Source organism: Pseudoalteromonas sp. AWH4_217 (assembly GCF_056161105.1).
This window is the reverse complement of sequence record NZ_JBSWYM010000030.1, coordinates 1-18,183: the sequence shown is the minus strand read 5'-3', so window position 1 is coordinate 18,183 and position 18,183 is coordinate 1. Positions and strand designations below refer to the sequence as shown.

General features: G+C 49.0%; 19 protein-coding genes and 2 tRNA genes. 8 read left to right on the top strand and 13 right to left on the bottom strand.

Annotated features, from left to right (window positions below; all coding sequences use genetic code 11):
• Positions 1 to 69: 69 nt before the first annotated feature.
• From ACXAH1_RS23025 to hemA, 13 genes are all read right to left on the bottom strand, one after another.
• Positions 70 to 852 carry a helix-turn-helix domain-containing protein gene (locus ACXAH1_RS23025; RefSeq protein ID WP_475199929.1) on the bottom strand — a complete coding sequence of 261 codons (783 nt, stop codon included), beginning with the start codon at positions 850 to 852 and terminating at the stop codon, positions 70 to 72.
• A gap of 134 nt (positions 853 to 986) precedes the next feature.
• The gene (rlmM, locus tag ACXAH1_RS23020; protein ID WP_125716511.1) at positions 987 to 2,072 is read right to left on the bottom strand and encodes a 23S rRNA (cytidine(2498)-2'-O)-methyltransferase RlmM; all 1,086 of its coding nucleotides are present in this window, start codon (positions 2,070 to 2,072) and stop codon (positions 987 to 989) included.
• 23 nt (positions 2,073 to 2,095) lie between these two features.
• Positions 2,096 to 2,464 carry a DUF423 domain-containing protein gene (locus ACXAH1_RS23015; protein ID WP_054017245.1) on the bottom strand — a complete coding sequence of 123 codons (369 nt, stop codon included), beginning with the start codon at positions 2,462 to 2,464 and terminating at the stop codon, positions 2,096 to 2,098.
• A complete protein-coding gene (locus tag ACXAH1_RS23010) occupies positions 2,457 to 3,119 on the bottom strand; it encodes an alpha/beta family hydrolase (RefSeq protein WP_475199926.1) in 663 nt (220 codons plus the stop codon). Before ACXAH1_RS23010 ends, ACXAH1_RS23015 begins: the two co-directional genes overlap by 8 nt.
• Positions 3,116 to 4,009 carry a transcriptional regulator GcvA gene (locus ACXAH1_RS23005; RefSeq protein ID WP_054017247.1) on the bottom strand — a complete coding sequence of 298 codons (894 nt, stop codon included), beginning with the start codon at positions 4,007 to 4,009 and terminating at the stop codon, positions 3,116 to 3,118. Before ACXAH1_RS23005 ends, ACXAH1_RS23010 begins: the two co-directional genes overlap by 4 nt.
• 62 nt (positions 4,010 to 4,071) lie before the next feature.
• Complete coding sequence (gene kdsA, locus ACXAH1_RS23000) at positions 4,072 to 4,926, bottom strand: 3-deoxy-8-phosphooctulonate synthase (protein WP_046006606.1); 855 nt, start codon at positions 4,924 to 4,926, stop codon at positions 4,072 to 4,074.
• A 34-nt stretch (positions 4,927 to 4,960) separates the two neighbouring features.
• Positions 4,961 to 6,211, bottom strand: a complete 1,251-nt coding sequence (locus tag ACXAH1_RS22995; RefSeq protein WP_054017249.1) for a DUF819 family protein — start codon at positions 6,209 to 6,211, stop codon at positions 4,961 to 4,963.
• Between the two features lie 97 nt (positions 6,212 to 6,308).
• On the bottom strand, positions 6,309 to 7,112 hold the full coding sequence (locus ACXAH1_RS22990; RefSeq protein WP_253046154.1) for a tetratricopeptide repeat protein: 804 nt from the start codon (positions 7,110 to 7,112) through the stop codon (positions 6,309 to 6,311).
• A gap of 144 nt (positions 7,113 to 7,256) precedes the next feature.
• Positions 7,257 to 7,631, bottom strand: coding sequence for a SirB2 family protein (locus tag ACXAH1_RS22985; RefSeq protein ID WP_138552864.1), 375 nt, complete (start codon positions 7,629 to 7,631; stop codon positions 7,257 to 7,259).
• Positions 7,632 to 7,660: 29 nt separating this feature from the next.
• Positions 7,661 to 9,202, bottom strand: a complete 1,542-nt coding sequence (locus ACXAH1_RS22980) for a DUF3369 domain-containing protein (protein WP_475199923.1) — start codon at positions 9,200 to 9,202, stop codon at positions 7,661 to 7,663.
• A gap of 144 nt (positions 9,203 to 9,346) precedes the next feature.
• Positions 9,347 to 10,195, bottom strand: a complete 849-nt coding sequence (gene prmC / locus ACXAH1_RS22975) for a peptide chain release factor N(5)-glutamine methyltransferase (protein ID WP_475199921.1) — start codon at positions 10,193 to 10,195, stop codon at positions 9,347 to 9,349.
• Positions 10,195 to 11,280: a peptide chain release factor 1 gene (gene prfA / locus ACXAH1_RS22970; RefSeq protein ID WP_138552861.1), complete on the bottom strand. Its 1,086-nt coding sequence runs from the start codon at positions 11,278 to 11,280 to the stop codon at positions 10,195 to 10,197. Before prfA ends, prmC begins: the two co-directional genes overlap by 1 nt.
• 7 nt (positions 11,281 to 11,287) lie before the next feature.
• Positions 11,288 to 12,544, bottom strand: a complete 1,257-nt coding sequence (gene hemA, locus ACXAH1_RS22965; protein WP_475199919.1) for a glutamyl-tRNA reductase — start codon at positions 12,542 to 12,544, stop codon at positions 11,288 to 11,290.
• An 83-nt stretch (positions 12,545 to 12,627) separates the two neighbouring features.
• Between hemA and lolB the strand changes: the two genes are divergently transcribed.
• The 8 genes from lolB to ACXAH1_RS22925 all read left to right on the top strand — a co-directional run bounded on the left by lolB (position 12,628) and on the right by ACXAH1_RS22925 (position 18,178).
• Positions 12,628 to 13,215 carry a lipoprotein insertase outer membrane protein LolB gene (lolB, locus tag ACXAH1_RS22960; RefSeq protein WP_253046148.1) on the top strand — a complete coding sequence of 196 codons (588 nt, stop codon included), beginning with the start codon at positions 12,628 to 12,630 and terminating at the stop codon, positions 13,213 to 13,215.
• Positions 13,212 to 14,069, top strand: a complete 858-nt coding sequence (gene ispE / locus ACXAH1_RS22955) for a 4-(cytidine 5'-diphospho)-2-C-methyl-D-erythritol kinase (RefSeq protein WP_475199917.1) — start codon at positions 13,212 to 13,214, stop codon at positions 14,067 to 14,069. The genes lolB and ispE overlap by 4 nt, the downstream gene beginning before the upstream one ends.
• 78 nt (positions 14,070 to 14,147) lie before the next feature.
• Positions 14,148 to 15,095: a ribose-phosphate pyrophosphokinase gene (locus ACXAH1_RS22950; RefSeq protein ID WP_010386544.1), complete on the top strand. Its 948-nt coding sequence runs from the start codon at positions 14,148 to 14,150 to the stop codon at positions 15,093 to 15,095.
• 199 nt (positions 15,096 to 15,294) lie between these two features.
• Positions 15,295 to 15,903, top strand: a complete 609-nt coding sequence (locus ACXAH1_RS22945) for a 50S ribosomal protein L25/general stress protein Ctc (protein ID WP_125784576.1) — start codon at positions 15,295 to 15,297, stop codon at positions 15,901 to 15,903.
• A gap of 19 nt (positions 15,904 to 15,922) precedes the next feature.
• Positions 15,923 to 16,507, top strand: coding sequence for an aminoacyl-tRNA hydrolase (gene pth / locus ACXAH1_RS22940; RefSeq protein WP_475199915.1), 585 nt, complete (start codon positions 15,923 to 15,925; stop codon positions 16,505 to 16,507).
• A gap of 58 nt (positions 16,508 to 16,565) precedes the next feature.
• Entirely contained in the window at positions 16,566 to 17,657 is a 1,092-nt protein-coding gene (gene ychF, locus ACXAH1_RS22935; protein ID WP_054017260.1) for a redox-regulated ATPase YchF, read from the top strand.
• A gap of 245 nt (positions 17,658 to 17,902) precedes the next feature.
• Positions 17,903 to 17,979 (top strand) — tRNA-Met (locus ACXAH1_RS22930).
• Between the two features lie 114 nt (positions 17,980 to 18,093).
• Positions 18,094 to 18,178, top strand: a tRNA-Leu gene (locus tag ACXAH1_RS22925).
• Positions 18,179 to 18,183 lie beyond the last annotated feature (5 nt).

The following is an 18,183-nucleotide window of genomic DNA, read 5'->3' as shown; positions in this document are numbered from 1 at the left end:
ATTGATTTCCGGATGGTTATTGTTGTGTGCATATCCTAGCTTGCTGATTTAGCACTGTATTGAACAGATTTAACCTGTTTTGCTATGAAACAGCTTTTGAAGTTTCCCGGGTGACAGACCTAACCTGCTCGTCATAGCTCTGCTCATATGACTCTGATCGGAAAAACCGGCATGAAATGCGCTATCACTCAGGGGCAGGCCTTGAATCATCGAGCGCAGTGCTTTACTCAGCTGCAGCTGTTGTTGATATGCACTGGCAGAAATATGAAAGTACTTTTTAAATGCACGGGAAAAGTACACCGGATGGATCCCTTGCTGTGTTGCCAGTTCGCTAAGTGACACTGGCTGTTCGGCCTCTTCCAGCAACTTTTTAGCTCGCACCAGCCAGTCGGGTCGCTGCCGCTCTCTGACGGTATGTTGAGGGATACCACATTCACTCAGAGTGTCCCAGAAAAGGTCGTGCAACGTATCTAAATGACCATGATACAACGCCTGTAAATAAGATGCCTGCCCAGCCCGAGGGCCTGCAGTCAGCCGAGACTGCCATTGATATCGAGGTGAAGTTATTTTATCAAACCGGGTAAGCAGCTCAGGTGACAAGGAAAACGAGAAGATCAGCGTACCCTGAGCACCGTATTGATCGCTGTGCAAAATATGCTGCGGCTTAAAACATAATCCCGGCGTTGCTATATCGAAAGCCGACTGCTCAGTTTGCTCACGCAAGCCACCACTGAGCAGCACGGATAACTGTGCATGATCGTGTCGATGTGCTGGCATCATGCTGCCTGGCGCATAATAGCTCAGCGTTGCCTTTAGCTGAGGAGACACAGTGTGCTGCAGTAGTCTTGTCATCAGTTACTCCTTTGCTGCTGATTTTATTTAAATAACAGCAAAGTGTAAAAACAAGAGCGTAAGAAAATATTGCGGGAAAAAGAATCAAGTAAAGTGATGGCGGCTACCATACCTGGCAGCCACCGAAACAATGCTTAGCTGTAGAGGTTTTGCGGGACTTTCAGTACCTGAATATGCACGGTCACTTCTTCGCGATCGTGATAGAGGTGTTTGGCCTGTAGCTCATAGCCTACGCCGTATTTTTTCAGCTCGTCGTGGATCAGCGTTAAACACTCATAAACCGTATCAAAGCGCTTTTTCATGGGCAGCTTGAGGTTGAAGATCAGCTCACGGACAAAACCGTTGACTATCCAGTCGACCATCAGCTCGCTGACGCGGGTTGGTTTTTCGACCATATCACACACCAGCCAGTCGATATTGCGCTTTTCGGGGCGGTATTTAAAGCCATCTTCACGGAAGTGCTTTACCTGCCCGGTTTCCATTAAATCGTCATTCATCGGGCCATTGTCGATTGCCGCCACAAACAACCCGCGGCGTACCAGTTGATAGGTCCAGCCACCCGGACAGGCTCCCAGATCCACGCCGCGCATGCCAGAGCGAACCCGCTCAGGCTCGTTCTCTTTACCAACAAACACATTGAAAGCTTCATCCAGCTTAAGCGTTGAGCGGCTCGGTGCATCGGCTGGCATTTTCAGTCTGGGGATCCCCATAAAGAACGGCGAGTTATTATGACTGAATGAGTAACCGACATAGGCGGTGTCGTTTGCCAGAAACAGCACATGCAGCACCGGTTTATGGGCTTTGTGGTCGCGGGTCAGCTTATTTTGCTTCTCAAGCGCTTTGGCAAGTGGCGTCGAAAATTTCTTACAGAACTTCGACAGCTCTTTGCCTTCATTGGTATCCGGGGTTTCTACCCGCAGATCGCCACACAAAGGGAAATCCCCAACCACCTGTTTGATCTCAGATACGCGGTCTTCAACGGGCATTTTGCTTAACAGCACACCCGCAAACCACTGGCGGGCAAACACCAGGCTGGAAAAATCGACCTGTTTGAGTAGCAGCTCACTCTGAGCCGGGTCAAAGCACTCAAAGGTCACATAGCCCGTATTGGGCTTAGCTTTCACGTAACCGGCGACATTATGTAACGCGGCGTGATGCGTAATTTCGGCCGCCGCATCGCTTTCAAAGCCGCTTCGGCAATAAATAACCACACTAGACATAGTGATAAAAAGTCTCTAATCAATTAAAAGGGCTGGCGGGCAACCTGAAACAGCAGCCAGGCCCAGCCAAGAATAAAACACAGTCCGCCCAGTGGCGTAATCGGTCCCAGCCACTTGGCACCGGTCAGCGCCAGCAAATACAGGCTGCCACTGAACAGGACAATCCCGGTCGCAAATAAATAGCCCGAGAGCTGAACTTTCACACCCCATTTCAGGAGCAGGGCTACGGCCAGCAGTGCCAGACCGTGGGTCATCTGATATTCAGCGCCGGTTTTAAATATGCCAATGGCATAGTCACTTAAACGGCTTTTCAGGCCATGGGCGGCAAACGCCCCCAACATGACCGACAGCATACAAAATGCCCCGCCCAGCAGTAAGAATAGCTTAGCCATTGAGTATCTCCGCAATTTTAGCGGCAATGGCCTCAGCTGCCAGCTGGCGATTTTGTGCTTCTGTCAGGCCGCTGGCTTTGCGGGGCTTCAATGAGTGGTCGCCATCTTTAAGCCATACCAGCTCAGGCCAGCTCTTTTCTTCAGCTTGCGCTGCCAAAGCGGTAACCTCGGTATGATTACCAAACGTATCACGCTCTCCTTGCAGCACCACAAACGGGCAAGGGATATCGGCAAAGTGCTCGGTACGCAGTTTCTCAGGTTTGCCCGGTGGGTGGAATGGATAACCCAGCGCAAACACGCCTTGTACCTGAATATCGTCTTCACAGACCAGCATAGATGCCATACGCCCGCCCATAGACTTACCACCGATGAATACAGGTAAGCCGTCGAGTTGTGCGCTTAGCACATCACGATAATGCGCCAGCAACTTAGGGGCACGCTCTGGTGGGCGACGTTTATCCAGCGCCTTCGCCATCTGCATATAGCCAAAATCAAACAGCCCGACGGTGACTCCCAGCGCACTCAGGCGGTTTGCCATGTCCTGCATAAAGTCGCTGTCGCGGCCCGCTCCTGCGCCATGGGCCAGGAGCAGCTGCGCCTGAGGTGCGTCAGCCTGATGCCACTCAATATCAATCTTTACTTCGCTCTGCGTCATTGTTGTTCCTGCTCTACCATTTCCAGCATCCAGTTTTTGAAGGACACAATTTTACCTAATTCAGCCTGAGATTCACGACACACCAGATAGTAAGCATTTTTACTTTCCAGGTGATGGCTAAATGGAATGATCAAACGGCCCGCATCCAGGTCGGGTTTGGCCAATACGCTGTTGCCCAGCGCGATCCCCTGACCATGCACCGCCGCCTGAGTCACCATAGATGAGTGACTGAAAATCGGTCCGGTATTAGCCGGTACGTTACGTACTCCAGCAGTTTTTAGCCAGGCTTTCCAGGCGCGTCGGGTGGTGTCATGCAGCAGGGTATGATTCGCCAGGTCGCTGGGCTGATCCAACGGCTTAGGGCCATTGAGCAGCAAAGGGCTACACATGGGCACCAGGTATTCAGTATGCAGCTTATGAGTTTGCACCCCACTCCAGTTACCCCGACCATAATAAATGGCTACGTCCACGTCATCGGTTAATGAGTTTTCATCCAGATCCTGCGCTTTTATTCGCACATCAATGTCCGGATGTAGTTCATTAAACAGGCTGAGTCTGGGCACCAGCCACTGAATCGCAAAACTGGGCGTCAGACTCACCGTAAGAGACCCTTTTGCACCCCGTGCCAACAGTTTTTCTGTGGCATCGATCAGCTGAGAAAACAGCTCTTTAATATCCAGGAAATAGCCCTGCCCTTCTTCAGTTAACAGCAGAGACCTGTTTTTACGTAAGAAAAGTTTAACCCCGAGATGCTCTTCCAGAATCTTGATCTGGTGGCTGATGGCTGCCTGGGTCACAAACAGTTCTTCGGCAGCTTTGGTAAAACTCAGGTGCCGGGCTGCGGCCTCAAAAGCTTTCAGTGCGTTTAATGGAGGTAATCGTCGTGACATGGCGGGAATTCCAAACCAGGCTTATAAAAATGGCGGAGTATCCTCCGCCAACAAGTCTATGCTTAGAGGTCAGCAGCGCTGGTATCCAGCGGAGCAAAACTCTTTACCAGATCGTCCACGGCTTTCATCTGCTGCAAATACCCTTCCAGCTTCGCCAGCGGCAGTGCACATGGACCATCACATTTGGCTTCGTTTGGATTGGGGTGTGCTTCAATAAATAAGCCTGCCAGACCCAACGCCATACCGCTGCGAGCCAGCTCAGCCGCCTGTGCACGACGACCATCGGCCGAATCACTGCGACCGCCCGGGCGCTGCAGAGCGTGTGTGGCATCAAAGATCACTGGTGCCATGTGCTTCATATCATCCATACCCAGCATGTCGACCACCAGGTTGTTATAACCAAAGCTGGTGCCGCGCTCACACAAGATCACTTGCTCGTTGCCCGCTTCGCTCATCTTTTTGATGATGTGACGCATCTCGTGTGGTGCAAGAAACTGAGGTTTCTTCACGTTAATCACATTGCCGGTTTTTGCCATGGCCACCACCAGGTCGGTCTGACGCGCCAAAAAGGCCGGAAGCTGGATCACATCAACCACTTCGGCAACGGGTGCAGCCTGATGTGGCTCATGAACGTCGGTGATAAGCGGCACGTTAAAGGTACTTTTGATTTCTTCAAAGATTTTAAGCCCCTCTTCCATACCCGGACCGCGGTATGAGTTGATAGAAGAGCGATTAGCTTTATCGAACGATGCCTTAAACACGTAGGGGATGCCCAGTTTGCTGGTCACTTCAACATAGTGCTCGGCAATGCGCATTGCCAGGTCACGTGATTCAAGCACATTCATGCCACCAAACAGCACGAAAGGCTTGTCGTTTGCAACCTCGATGTCTGCTACTTTGATAATCTGTGTATTCATTGTCTTTCCTAAAAATAGTCGCTAACTGACGGCACTAACTGCCAATTACACGTAAAATTTGTCCGCACAGCCAGGCTGCGTAGGTGCCCAACGCATAACCCAATACGGCTAACAGCACACCTACAGGTGCCAGCGCCGGGTGGAATGCCGACGCAACCACAGGCGCTGATGCCGCACCACCTATGTTGGCTTTACTGCCAACCGCCACGTAAAACACCGGCGCTTTAATGAGTTTAGCCACCAAAAATAATAACCCCACATGCACCGCCATCCAGATCAGGCCAATTACCACGTATTTAGGGGCTTCAACAATTTTGGTGATGTCCATGTGCAAGCCTATGGTTGCCACCAGGATATATAAGAAACTACTACCCACTTTGGAGGCGCCCACAGCCTCAAAGTTGCGCGCTTTTGTAAATGACAGAGCGAGGCCAATGGTGGTGACCAGAACGATGATCCAGAACAGTTTAGAATGCAGTGAAAACTTCTTCAGCTCTGGGAAATTACTGGCGAAGTAAGGCACCAGCAAATCGGCGGCGAAATGCGCCAACCCGGTTGCGCCAAAAGCAAAGGCGACCAGTAGCATTAAGTCTTTTAATTCAGGCCGTCTTGCATGCTCCGCTTCAAAGGCCTGCACTTTGTCAATCAGGCGCTCAATCGAGGCCGTATCGGCGCCGGTTCGCGCATCAATGTCTTTATGCCTGGCGGCCAAAAATAGCAAACCAGCCATCCACAAGTTGGCGACCACTATGTCGACTGTGACCATAATGGTAAAGATCTCTCCGCCGGCACCATAGATTTCTTTCATCGCCACCATATTGGCACCGCCGCCAATCCAGCTACCGGCCAGTGCAGCCATACCGCGCCATACCGCTTCAGGCCCGGCGACACCGAGTAGTTCAGGCATAAAAGTGGCCGTGATCAGTAGTGCTATCGGCCCGCCGAGGACCACGCCGACCGTACCAGTCAGAAACATAATGATGGCGCGTTTACCCAGCCCCATGATGGACTTAAGATCGATGCTCAACGTCAGCAACACCAGACAAGCTGGCAATAAAAAGTACTTAGCAACCGTATAAACATCGTTACCGCTGCCATCGACAATCCCAAAGGTGTTTAGCAAAGATGGCAGGAAATAGCACATCAACAGGGCGGGCACATAGCGATAAAACTTGGCCCAGAATCCCGTTTTCAGATTAGAGGTATAAAACACAAATCCCAGGATAATTGCTAACAGGCCAAGCACAACGGCATTATTGGTAATGAGTACACTACTCTCTTGCATAGGATCTCTCTGTTTCCTTGATTATACAAAAACCGCTCAGGAAGTTAGCACAGATGACTAACATAACTCCCCTCTGTGCAGTGCGCACTGACCTCACCTAATGGAGGATATTATTATGGTCGGCCAGCTCAGCGATTTGATTTTGAATGAGTTCAATGGTTGGGTCGTCTGGGCATTCATCAACAAAAAATTGCAGATCATCTTTTGCCATTTTTGGACAATTGAGTTGATTAAGCAGATAGCCCCTGTCGCGACGCTCATAAGGGTCATCACCCAGTAATTCCATCAACATCTCGACACAGCTCAGTGCATGACCAAATTTCTCAGCTGCAATAAACGACCATTTTTGCTGGGCAAGATAAAGCTTGAAGGCTTCCTCTCCAAACACCAGCTCCAGAGGCTCCTGCTCTTTGTCATCACCATTTTCAGGGATCACATACCAGGCTTGGTGACCTGAGCTGGGGTCTATGATATAGCCCTCTTCGTCGCTCAACGCAATGTGTACCTGCACATCGCCCTGATTGATCGCCAGGCTTGCTGTAAGATTAGCTCGCTCCAGCAAATGTACCAGGATAAGCGCCAACGCCATGCTGGTGCCACTGTGCATTTTTAAAGCGTAACAGACATTGTTTAGCAAATGCTCTGGCACTTTTTGGTCCGTGCCACTAAATAACCATTGGGTATAAAACGTATCGAGCAGCGCATCCACGCACGTGTGCTTATCGACATTTTTATGGCAAATGTCGTCAACAGCCTGCTCAAGCTCAGCCAGTAAACATAGCGTGTGTGAGGTATCGGCCTGAGCATCCCAATGTGGCTCAGCCCAGATACAACGTAACAAGGCCGGTGTAGAGAAATGCTCCGAACTTGCGTCGTGTTCATCGAACCAGATATCAGTCATAAATAACGAACTGTTTTCTACTGTCTAAAATTATAATGGGCTAGTGTAACATTTTTCATCACATTCCCAAGGGGATTTTTATTTTGGGGAAAATTGACAGAGCTTAAGGTAGGTAGCCGGACAGCGGGCTGTCCGGCGCAAACATTACAGTATGAGTGCGTTTTTAGCGCTGGCCAGATAGCCTACAGCCAGCAGGGTCACAGTTGCCAGTATCAGCGCGCCCACTTGTTTTGCTTTTGTTGTCGACTTAGCAACCACAAAGCCCAGTGCAATATACGCAATCACCAGAACGATTTTTTCCATCAACCAGGGCTGCTGCGCCGGGTTCAGGCTGGCCATCACAGCCAGTGATACAGCGCTTATCAACAATAAGGTGTCAACACTATGACTGGCGATAAACACTCCTTTATTGGCTGCCAGCTTGCCACTGGCCAAACGTGAAACGGCGCGAGTATAAAACAAAATAATACTTAAAACTGCAAACATCACATGCGTGTGCTTAAGTGCCATGTAGTCCAAAATTGCCCCTTATTAAATCAACTATAAAATCAATCTTCTAACCGAACCAGGATCTGTTCCAGTTCGTCAATTACAGTATTGAATACATCAACCAGTTTAGGGTCAAAGTGCTTACCCTTTTGGCTGTTAATTTCGGCCACCACTTCGTCCAGACTGTACGCCGGGCGATAGCAACGCTCGTGACGCATTGAGTCATAGACATCTGCAATCGCCGCAATACGTCCGAAGATATGGATCTCTTCGCCTTTTTTACCTGTTGGGTAGCCACTGCCGTCCCACCGCTCATGGTGATCGCGCGCAATCATAGCGCCGGCATTCACTATCTCACGGCGTGAGTCGCGCAGTATCTGGTAACCCTTTTGGGTATGAGACTTCATTACATCCCATTCTTCGGGCTCTAGCTTGTGTGGCTTATTTAAAATCGCATCGGGAATACCTACATTACCAACATCATGCAAGGGCGAGGCAAGACGTACCAGCTCGGCTTCGCGATAGCTGAGCCCATAATGCTTGGCCAGCACATAACAGATGTTTGCAACGCGTTTAACATGATTACCCGATTCGGTAGAACGCTGCTCAAGCGCTTCGCTTAATCGATACACGAGCTCCTGCTGAGTGTCTTCAATTTCAGCCTGGAGCTGAACATTTTCATAGGCCAGTTGTACGTTTTGCGAGAATATTTTGATCAAGTGCTTTTGCGTATCGGTCAAAAACTCAGGGATCCCGGAAACAAACAACATAGACGCGTGGTTATATTCACTTGAACAATACGCAAACAGGTAGTTGTCCTTATACACTATGCCACGGTCTTGCAATGCCTGACGACAGGCTTCCATTTGTTCCGAGTCCAGCACGTCTTCAATGGGCTTGCCTTCGCTTCTGGCAAACTCGCCACGACCTGTAAACACCACCAGTTTATCACTGCTATTGGAGGGATCGTTACTGGCAACCAATGACGTTGCATAAATGGCTTCATCCACAGTCCCCAACAAAGAAGTCAACTGCTGGATCACGCCCTCGATAAACTGATCAATGGAATGCGACGCAAAGATATTACGTGAGGCTGTGATGATTTTTTCCAACCCCTGACGAGACTGATCAATAGACAAGATGTCTCGGTAAGAACGCAGGCTCGACATCACCACAGTAAACAGCTTTTGTGCTGTCAACTCAGTTTTAGACTTATAGTCATTAATATCATAATTGACTATGACCTGACGCTCCGGGGCCTGACCTGGCTGTCCGGTACGCAAAATAATGCGAATATTGTTATTTTTAGCCGTTTCGCGAATATATTGTGCGACTCGCAGGCCAGCGTCATCCGTTTCCATCACCACATCAAGTAGCACAATTGCGGCATCAGGGTGGTCCATAACCACCTTCTTTGCTTCCTCGCCAGAATAGGCACTGAGAAACTCCAGGCGCTTTTTCTGAAACTCAAAGTCACTGAGTGCGAGTTTAGTTACCGCATGCACTTCGGGTTCATCATCAACAATGATCACCTTCCAGGTGCCACTTTTTTCCTGTATTTCTGATTCACTTGGCTCGTCTGAAAACAAAAAATCATCCATTGGAGAGTCCTTAACACTCTTTTGTACTCGTATCTCGCCAGTATTGCGCGTGCTGACGGACATGAAACCGGTTGAGGATAACCGGCTTATTGCTCGCTAATACGGTATCGCTATCTTTATGCCGTTTTGCTTAAGGAATAACGATTATTGCGGCTTTTGCGCCATCGTTACCCTATCACAGCCTGCCATATCTTTTATTGTAAGTATATTGCGATAGTTCATTTGTGCAAAAATCTGCTGAACACCAGCAGCTTGTTGATAGCCATGTTCAAACATCAGATAGCCATCGGATGCGAGATGCGCCTGCGCTTGTTCAATAATATGACGAATATCGGCATAGCCTTGATCCGGTGCCACCAAAGCGGATAAAGGCTCAAAACGCACATCACCCTGAGTCAAATGTTCATCTGTCTCACAAATGTAAGGCGGGTTGCTGACTATCAGATCAAAACACTGATCTGCTAACGCTGAAAACCAGTCACTCTGACGGATTTCAACATGGTCAAACCCAAGACGTTGACGGTTTTTCTCTGCCAGTGCCACCGCATCATCTGAGAAGTCAACTCCGGTTAGCTGCCAGCCAGGCTGCTCCGACGCCAATGCCAATACAATGGCGCCCGTACCGGTACCCAGGTCGAGTACTTTAGCCTGCTCAGGCAAAGGCAATGCAAGCGCCTGCTCTACCAAGGTTTCGGTGTCTGGTCTGGGGATTAACGTGCTGTTGTTCACGTACAGGGGCAAGCTCCAGAACTCACGCTCACCGGTTAAGTGTGCAACCGGCTCACCGCTTCTTCGACGTGCGATAAGAGACTCAAACCGCTGATATTGTGCTTCACTCAGTTCAGCTTCTGGCCAGGCAAATAGATAACTGCGAGTCTTTTGCAGAACATGTAATAGCAATACTTCAGCATCAAGTTTTGCTGACTCGGAGCTATTTTGGAGCTGTGCACTCGCCCAGGCAATCGCCTGAGCAAGATTTGGATGTTGCGCCATTAATCATCGCCCATGGCTGCTAGCAGATCAGCCTGGTACTCCAACACTAACGGGTCGATAACGGCACCCAGATCACCCGCTACAACTTCATTCAGACGATACAGTGTGAGGTTAATACGGTGGTCCGTAATACGGCCCTGCGGATAGTTGTAAGTACGGATCCGCTCAGAGCGGTCACCGCTACCTACCAGGTTGCGGCGCTCACTTGCCTCGGCAGCCTGACGTTTTTCGTCTTCCGCCTGCTGCAGGCGCGCACCCAATACAGACAAAGCCTTAGCACGGTTTTTATGCTGTGAACGTTCATCCTGACACTCCACCACAACACCGGTTGGAATATGGGTAATACGGATAGCTGAGTCAGTTTTGTTGACGTGCTGACCACCGGCGCCTGAAGCACGGAAAGTGTCGACTTTCAGGTCTGCTGGGTTTATTTCAATGGCTTCCGCTTCCGGGATCTCCGCCATCACAGCCACCGTACACGCTGACGTGTGGACACGGCCCTGAGATTCAGTCTCTGGTACACGCTGTACGCGGTGTGCGCCCGACTCAAACTTCAGTTTACCGTACACCCCATCACCTTTGATGTTGGCAATGATCTCTTTGTAACCACCGTGCTCGCCCTCATTGGCACTAACAACCTCAACCTGCCACTTCTGAGTTTCAGCATAACGGCTGTACATGCGGAATAAGTCACCGGCGAAAATAGCCGCTTCGTCACCACCCGTACCGGCGCGGACTTCCAAAAATACGTTGTTGTCGTCTTTAGGATCTTTTGGCAGCATCAGGATCTGGAGCTGCTCTTCCAGTTCTGAAATTTGTTCTTTTGCTTCTTTGAATTCTTCCTGAGCCATTTCACGCATATCCGGGTCAGAATCTTTCAGCATTTCTTCGGCTGCTGCTACGTTTTCCTGCGCCTGCTGATAAGCAGTAAACGCCTTCACCACATCCTCAAGCTCTGAGTACTCTTTTGACAATGCGCGAAAACGGTTCTGATCGCCAATGACTTCCGGATCCCCCAGCATGGCTTCCACTTCTTCGTGGCGCTCTACCAAAGTTTCCAATTTACGATAAACGGACTCTTTCATTTAACTCTTATTCCTGCTCAATACCTAATGCTTGTTTTAACACTGCAATGCGCTCGATATCGCCCTCTTTAGCAGCCGACTGAATCGCTCGGGTCGGTGCATGAGTGAGTCGATTGGTAAGCTTATTTGCCAGTTCTAACAAGACCTTTTCTGAATTCTTACCCGATTGTAGCTGATTTAACGCCTTTTCCACGAGTTCTAATTTAATCGTCTGGGCCGATTCACGATATTCCCGGATCACATCCACCGATGTCAGTGAACGCTGCCACTGTGCAAACTCATGGGTTTTGTCATCAATAATGTGCTGCGCTTCACGTGCTGCTTGTTCGCGCGACGCCATGTTTTCATTCACGATCGCTTGCAGGTCGTCCACTGTATATAGATAGGCTGCATCTAAATCATTGACCTGACTTTCAATATCGCGCGGCACGGCAATATCGACAAACAGCATCGGTTTATGTTTTCGTTTTTTAAGGGCCTGCTCAACAACTCCTTTACCTATGATTGGCAAGGTACTGGCGGTGGAGCTAATCACGATATCCGCCTGATGCAATTGCTCAGGCAGCTGGGCTAAAGAGATGACATTCGCGTTAATTTCATCCGCCAGTGATTGAGCCCGTTCAATGGTGCGGTTGGCAACAGTAATCGCTTTGGGATTGTGTTGCGACAGATGCTTGGCAACCAGCTCAATGGTTTCACCGGCTCCAATCAGTAATACGTTGGTTTTTTCCAGCTGCCCATAAATGTGTTTCGCCAGGTTAACCGCAGCATAAGCCACGGATACAGCGCTGGCACCAATTTCAGTCTCTGTACGAACCTGCTTAGCCACAGAAAACGTTTTCTGAAACAGGCGCTCGAATACCGGCTGAATGCCGTTATGTGCTTTCGCGCTGTTATACGCTTGCTTAATCTGACCCAGGATCTGAGGTTCACCCAACACCAAAGAATCTAAACCACAGGCTACGCGCATAAGATGATTGACCGCATCCTGATTGTGATGCACATAAACATTTTCGGCCAGCTCTTGCTCTTCTATTTGGTGAAATTCAGCCAGCCAGCCCAGAAGCGCTTGGGAATTCGAGTCGCCAAGGCTACAATAGATTTCGGTCCGATTGCAGGTAGAAACAATCACGGACTCATTAAACTGCGGCAACTGTGATAGTTGCTGTAGCGCATCCGATAACTGTTGCGGAGAAAAGGCGACTTTTTCCCTCAATTCGACGGACGCGGTTTTGTGATTGATCCCAAGTGCGATAATGGTCATAACTGCCAGTGTTGCTCAAGCCCTGCTTTAAAGCCGCTAATTTTACCAAAAATCAATCGAATATGGAAAGTAAGGAACTTAGTTTGAAACAGTTTCATTTGATTTTGCTCATGTTTTTATTGTTTCTGAACGGGTGTGCACAGCGTATTACCCCACCTGACGAGCATTTACAGCAAAATCGTCCCGAAAGTTATAACAATTGGCGGGCAACCGGTAAGCTGGCATTTATTTCTCCCGAAGAGCGTCAGTCTGCCAACTTTAACTGGCAATATCGTGAACAAAAACAAACACTGACGCTGAACACCTTTATTGGGACTCAGGTACTCAAGTTGCAAGAATTCGATCAGCACAGTGTGCTGACGCTTGAGGATAACACCTACACCAGTGAAGACAGCAGCGATTTAGTGTACCGCCTGAGCGGCTGGCAACTGCCTGTGTCACAAGCCCCTCAATGGTTAACGGGTAACATAGAGGCGCCTGACAATCAGTATAATGATAAACAACAATTAACTCAGGCCATCTGGCAAGACGATCAAGGCCTGCGCTGGCAGGTTGCTTATCAAACCTACCAGCGTGTAAACGGGTTTGAACTCCCGACTCGGCTCACCCTGACACATAAAGATATCACCATTAAAATCCGAATCAGTGATTGGCACTTTGACACCCTATGAAGACACTCAAATTAACCGCTCCGGCAAAACTCAACCTGTTTTTGCACATCAATGGCCGCCGTGCTGATGGCTACCATGAACTGGAAACCCTGTTTACTTTGCTGGAATATGGCGATGAGCTGACTTTTTCGCTTATCGAGCAAGATGTACTTGAGATTGAGGGCGATGTCGCCGGTATTCCGCTGCAAGACAATTTGATTTATCGTGCCGCAGAAGCGCTCAGACCCTATAAGCAGTGCCCATTCGGTGCCCATGTTCAGCTGGTTAAGAAGCTTCCTATGGGTGGCGGCGTGGGGGGCGGTTCATCAGACGCAGCAACCACATTGCTTGCCTTAAACACATTGTGGCAATGTGACTTGTCACTTGACCAGCTTGCGGATATCGGATTATCACTCGGTGCGGATGTGCCTGTCTTTGTACGAGGGAAAACAGCGCTGGCGCAAGGGGTTGGAGAGAAGTTGAGCCCCTATACCCTGGCAGCAAAACACTATCTGGTGGTCTTCCCCAATGTCCATGTTGGTACTGTGGAAGTGTTCACACACCCAGAGCTGCCGCGAAATACCCCCAAGCTGCCTGAGGACTGGACCATTGAACAGACACACAACGACTGTCAGGCATTAGTCAAAAAGCTCTACCCCGAGGTTGAAAAAACCCTGAGCTGGTTGCTAAAATATGCGCCGTCCAGAATGACGGGAACCGGAGGATGCTGCTTTGCAGAATTTGATTCAGCACAGGCGGCACAGCGTGTACTCGAACAACTCCCGTCTCACTGGACAGGCTTTGTTACCCAAAGCGCAAGCGAGTCAATTGCCCACCGGCAACTGGCAGCATGGCGTAAAGATGAAGTAAAATAGTTTAAGTTAGCCTGTTTTGACACTGTCACAGACGCCGTCATTGCAAAATATATATTACAGTGCCTGAGGAACCCTACCGTGCCCGACATGAAGCTCTTCGCTGGTAACGCAACACCTGAGCTAGCTCAAAAAGTTGCAAAACGTTTGTTTATCGAATTAGGTGATGCCGTTGTAGGCCGTTTTAGCGACGGCGAGATCAGCGTTCAAATCAATGAAAATGTTCGTGGTTCTGATGTATTCATCGTCCAATCCACTTGTGCACCAACCAATGACAACCTGATGGAACTCATTGTGATGGTGGATGCTTTACGTCGTGCTTCTGCAGGTCGTATTACCGCCGTTATTCCATACTTCGGCTATGCCCGTCAGGACCGTCGTGTACGTTCTGCGCGTGTGCCAATCACTGCAAAAGTTGTTGCGGACTTCTTATCAAGCGTTGGTGTTGACCGCGTTCTGACCGTAGACCTGCACGCTGAGCAGATCCAGGGCTTCTTCGATGTTCCTGTAGACAATGTGTTTGGTAGCCCGGTGCTGCTTGAAGACATGAAAGAGCGCGATTTTGACGATGTTGTGGTCGTGTCGCCAGATATTGGTGGTGTCGTACGTGCGCGTGCAATCGCCAAACTGCTGGATGACAAAGACCTGGCTATCATCGACAAACGTCGCCCACAGGCTAACGTTTCTCAGGTCATGCACATCATTGGTGATGTGGAAGGCCGCGACTGTATCATCGTCGATGACATGATTGATACCGGTGGTACGCTGTGTAAAGCCGCTGCTGCACTAAAAGAGCACGGTGCTAAGCGCGTATTTGCTTATGCAACGCACCCGGTTCTGTCTGGTAATGCCGCAGAGAATCTGCGCAACTCAGTGATTGACGAAGTGATTGTCACTGACTCAATTACGCTGTCGGACGAGCTGAAGTCTGTTGATAAGATCAAAGTACTGACGCTGGCTGATATGCTGGCTGAAACCATTCGCCGCATCAGCAACGAAGAGTCTATCTCTGCGATGTTTGAACACTAATCCGTGTTCACTGGCAAAGAAAAAGCACCTTAGGGTGCTTTTTTTATATCCAAAGGTTTGCAAGGCTGCTGGTTAGTGGTATATTAGCGCGCCTTTTTACTGGGCTTGCTTTGGATACAACCACGGCGAGTGCAGTGATTTACCGAAGTGCTTGGTCGCGAGCCCTTCGAAGTATTAACTAAAATAATTGGAGACACTCATGTCACAATACGTATTAAACGCTGAAGTACGCGAAACTCTGGGTACTGGTGCGAGCCGCCGCCTACGTCGCGCTGATAAAGTTCCTGCTATCCTTTACGGTGCAGGCAAAGACGCTGTTTCGCTTACTCTGGACCACAACAAAGTTATCCAGATGCAAGAAGACGAAGGTTTCTACACGCACATCCTGACTCTGAACATCGGTGGTGAGTCTGTTGAAGCTATCCTGAAAGACATCCAACGTCACCCGTACAAGCCTAAGGTAACTCACCTTGACTTCCAACGCGTTGACGCTTCTCAAAAGCTTCACACTAAAGTGCCTGTTCACTTCCTGAATGAAGAAGCAGCAACTAAAGGCGGCAACACTGTTGCTCACCACGTAACTGAAATCGAAATCACGTGTCTGCCAGCTCAGCTTCCTGAGTTCGTAGAAGTTGACGTAGCAGCTATCGAAGTTGGCGCAACTGTACACCTTTCAGACATCACTCTTCCAGCTGGTGTAGTTTCTGTTGAGCTAGCTAAAGGTGCAGACCACGACCAAGCGGTTGTAACTGTAAACGCACCTAAAGGCGGCGCTGCTGAAGAAACAGCTGAAGAAGCTGCTGAATAATTTTTAAGGTGTTAGCACCTTGAATACTATTCAAATGCTAGTGGGCCTGGCTAATCCAGGCCCCGAATACGCAAACACCCGTCACAATGCCGGTGCCTGGTTTATCGAAGAACTGGCCAAGCGCTACAACGTCCCCCTCAAACCTGACTCAAAACACCATGGCCTTAGTGGCAAGCTTATCCTGAACAATCAGGAATTTAAGCTACTGATCCCAACCACCTTTATGAACCTAAGCGGTAAAGCCGTAGGTAGCCTGGCAAACTTCTATAAGATCCCGCCAGAGCAGATCCTGGTTGCACATGATGAGATGGATATGGAACCTGGTGTCGCCAAAATCAAAAAAGGCGGCGGTCACGGTGGGCACAATGGTCTCAAAGACATAATCGCCAAGCTGGGTAATAGCAAAGAGTTTATGCGCCTGCGTATAGGTATTGGCCACCCTGGACACAGAGACAAAGTAACAGGTTGGGTACTGGGCAAAGCCCCTCAGGCAGATCAGGAAAAAATCGATGCAGTGGTAGATGAAGCCGTGCGTTGTATGGAAATTCTGGCCAAAGACGGTGTGTTAAAAGCACAAAATAGACTACATTCTTTTAAGCCGTAACACCGACTCTCCCGTCCCGTTACAGCTGTGATTGATGGCAAACTAAAGGTTTTAAACTATGGGTTTTAAATGTGGCATTGTTGGCCTGCCTAACGTAGGTAAGTCAACCCTATTCAATGCATTAACCAAAGCGGGCATCGAAGCCGCGAACTTCCCTTTTTGTACTATCGAGCCAAACACCGGCGTAGTTGCCGTTCCGGATCCGCGTCTGGACCAATTGGCTGCGATCGTTAATCCACAAAAAACCATCGCAACCACGATGGAGTTTGTTGATATCGCAGGCCTGGTAAAGGGCGCCTCTAAAGGTGAAGGTCTGGGTAACCAGTTCTTAGCAAACATTCGCGAAACAGATGCCATTGGTCACGTTGTTCGCTGCTTTGAAGACGAAAACATCGTCCACGTATCTGGCCAGGTAAACCCGGCAGACGATATTGATGTTATCAACACTGAGCTGGTTTTAGCAGATATGGAAGCGGCCGACCGTGCAGCACAACGTAATGCTAAAAAAGCCAAAGGTGGCGATAAAGACGCTAAATTCCAAAACGAAGTACTGGAAAAGGTCAAAGCACACCTGGATGAAGGGTTAACACTGCGTTCACTGGAGCTGACAAAAGAAGAACTGGCTGCGATTAAGCCGCTTAACTTCTTAACGATTAAGCCGACCATGTACATCGCAAACGTGACTGAAGATGGTTTCGAAAATAACCCATTCTTAGATCAGGTACGTGAGATTGCCGCAGCGGAAGAAGCGGTTGTGATCCCGGTCTGTGCTGCAATTGAATCTGAACTGTCTGAACTTGAAGAAGAAGACAAGCTTGAATTCATGGCTGACCTTGGTCTGGAAGAGCCAGGTCTTAACCTGGTGATCCGTGGCGGTTACGAGCTACTGAAACTGCAAACCTACTTTACAGCAGGTGTTAAAGAAGTGCGCGCATGGACTATTCCTGTTGGTGCCACTGCGCCACAGGCAGCAGGTAAGATCCACACCGACTTTGAGCGTGGCTTTATTCGTGCACAAACCATTGGTTTTAATGACTACATTGAATACCAGGGGGAAAGCGGTGCGAAAGACGCAGGTAAAATGCGCCAGGAAGGTAAAGATTACATCGTTAAAGACGGCGATGTGATGAACTTCTTGTTCAATGTTTAAGTAACTGCATTCAATATTGACCAAGTTTATTGGTCTGACAAAAAGCGCCTGATGGCGCTTTTTTTGTCTTTCTCTTACACTGTATGAAGAATTATTGGCTGAATTGCGTTAAAAACAGCCCGCTTCGCTTAATTTATCTGCAAACAAACTGTGTTAGGTATTTTTTTGCAAAAAAGGTGTTGACGACATACGGGCATATACGCATAATACGCCCCGCATCAGCGATGATGAGAAATTAAAGAGATGGCTATGTAGCTCAGCTGGTTAGAGCACATCACTCATAATGATGGGGTCCCCTGTTCAAATCAGGGCATAGCCACCATGCTTTAATTACTACCAAAACTCATCGAGCTAGCAAAACGCGGAAGTGGCGGAATTGGCCAGATGTCTAGAAATAGACGCTGGATTTAGGTTCCAACATAGAAGCAAAAGATGTGCGGAAGTGGCGGAATTGGTAGACGCGCTGGATTTAGGTTCCAGTATCTTCGGATGTGAGAGTTCAAGTCTCTCCTTCCGCACCATGTTC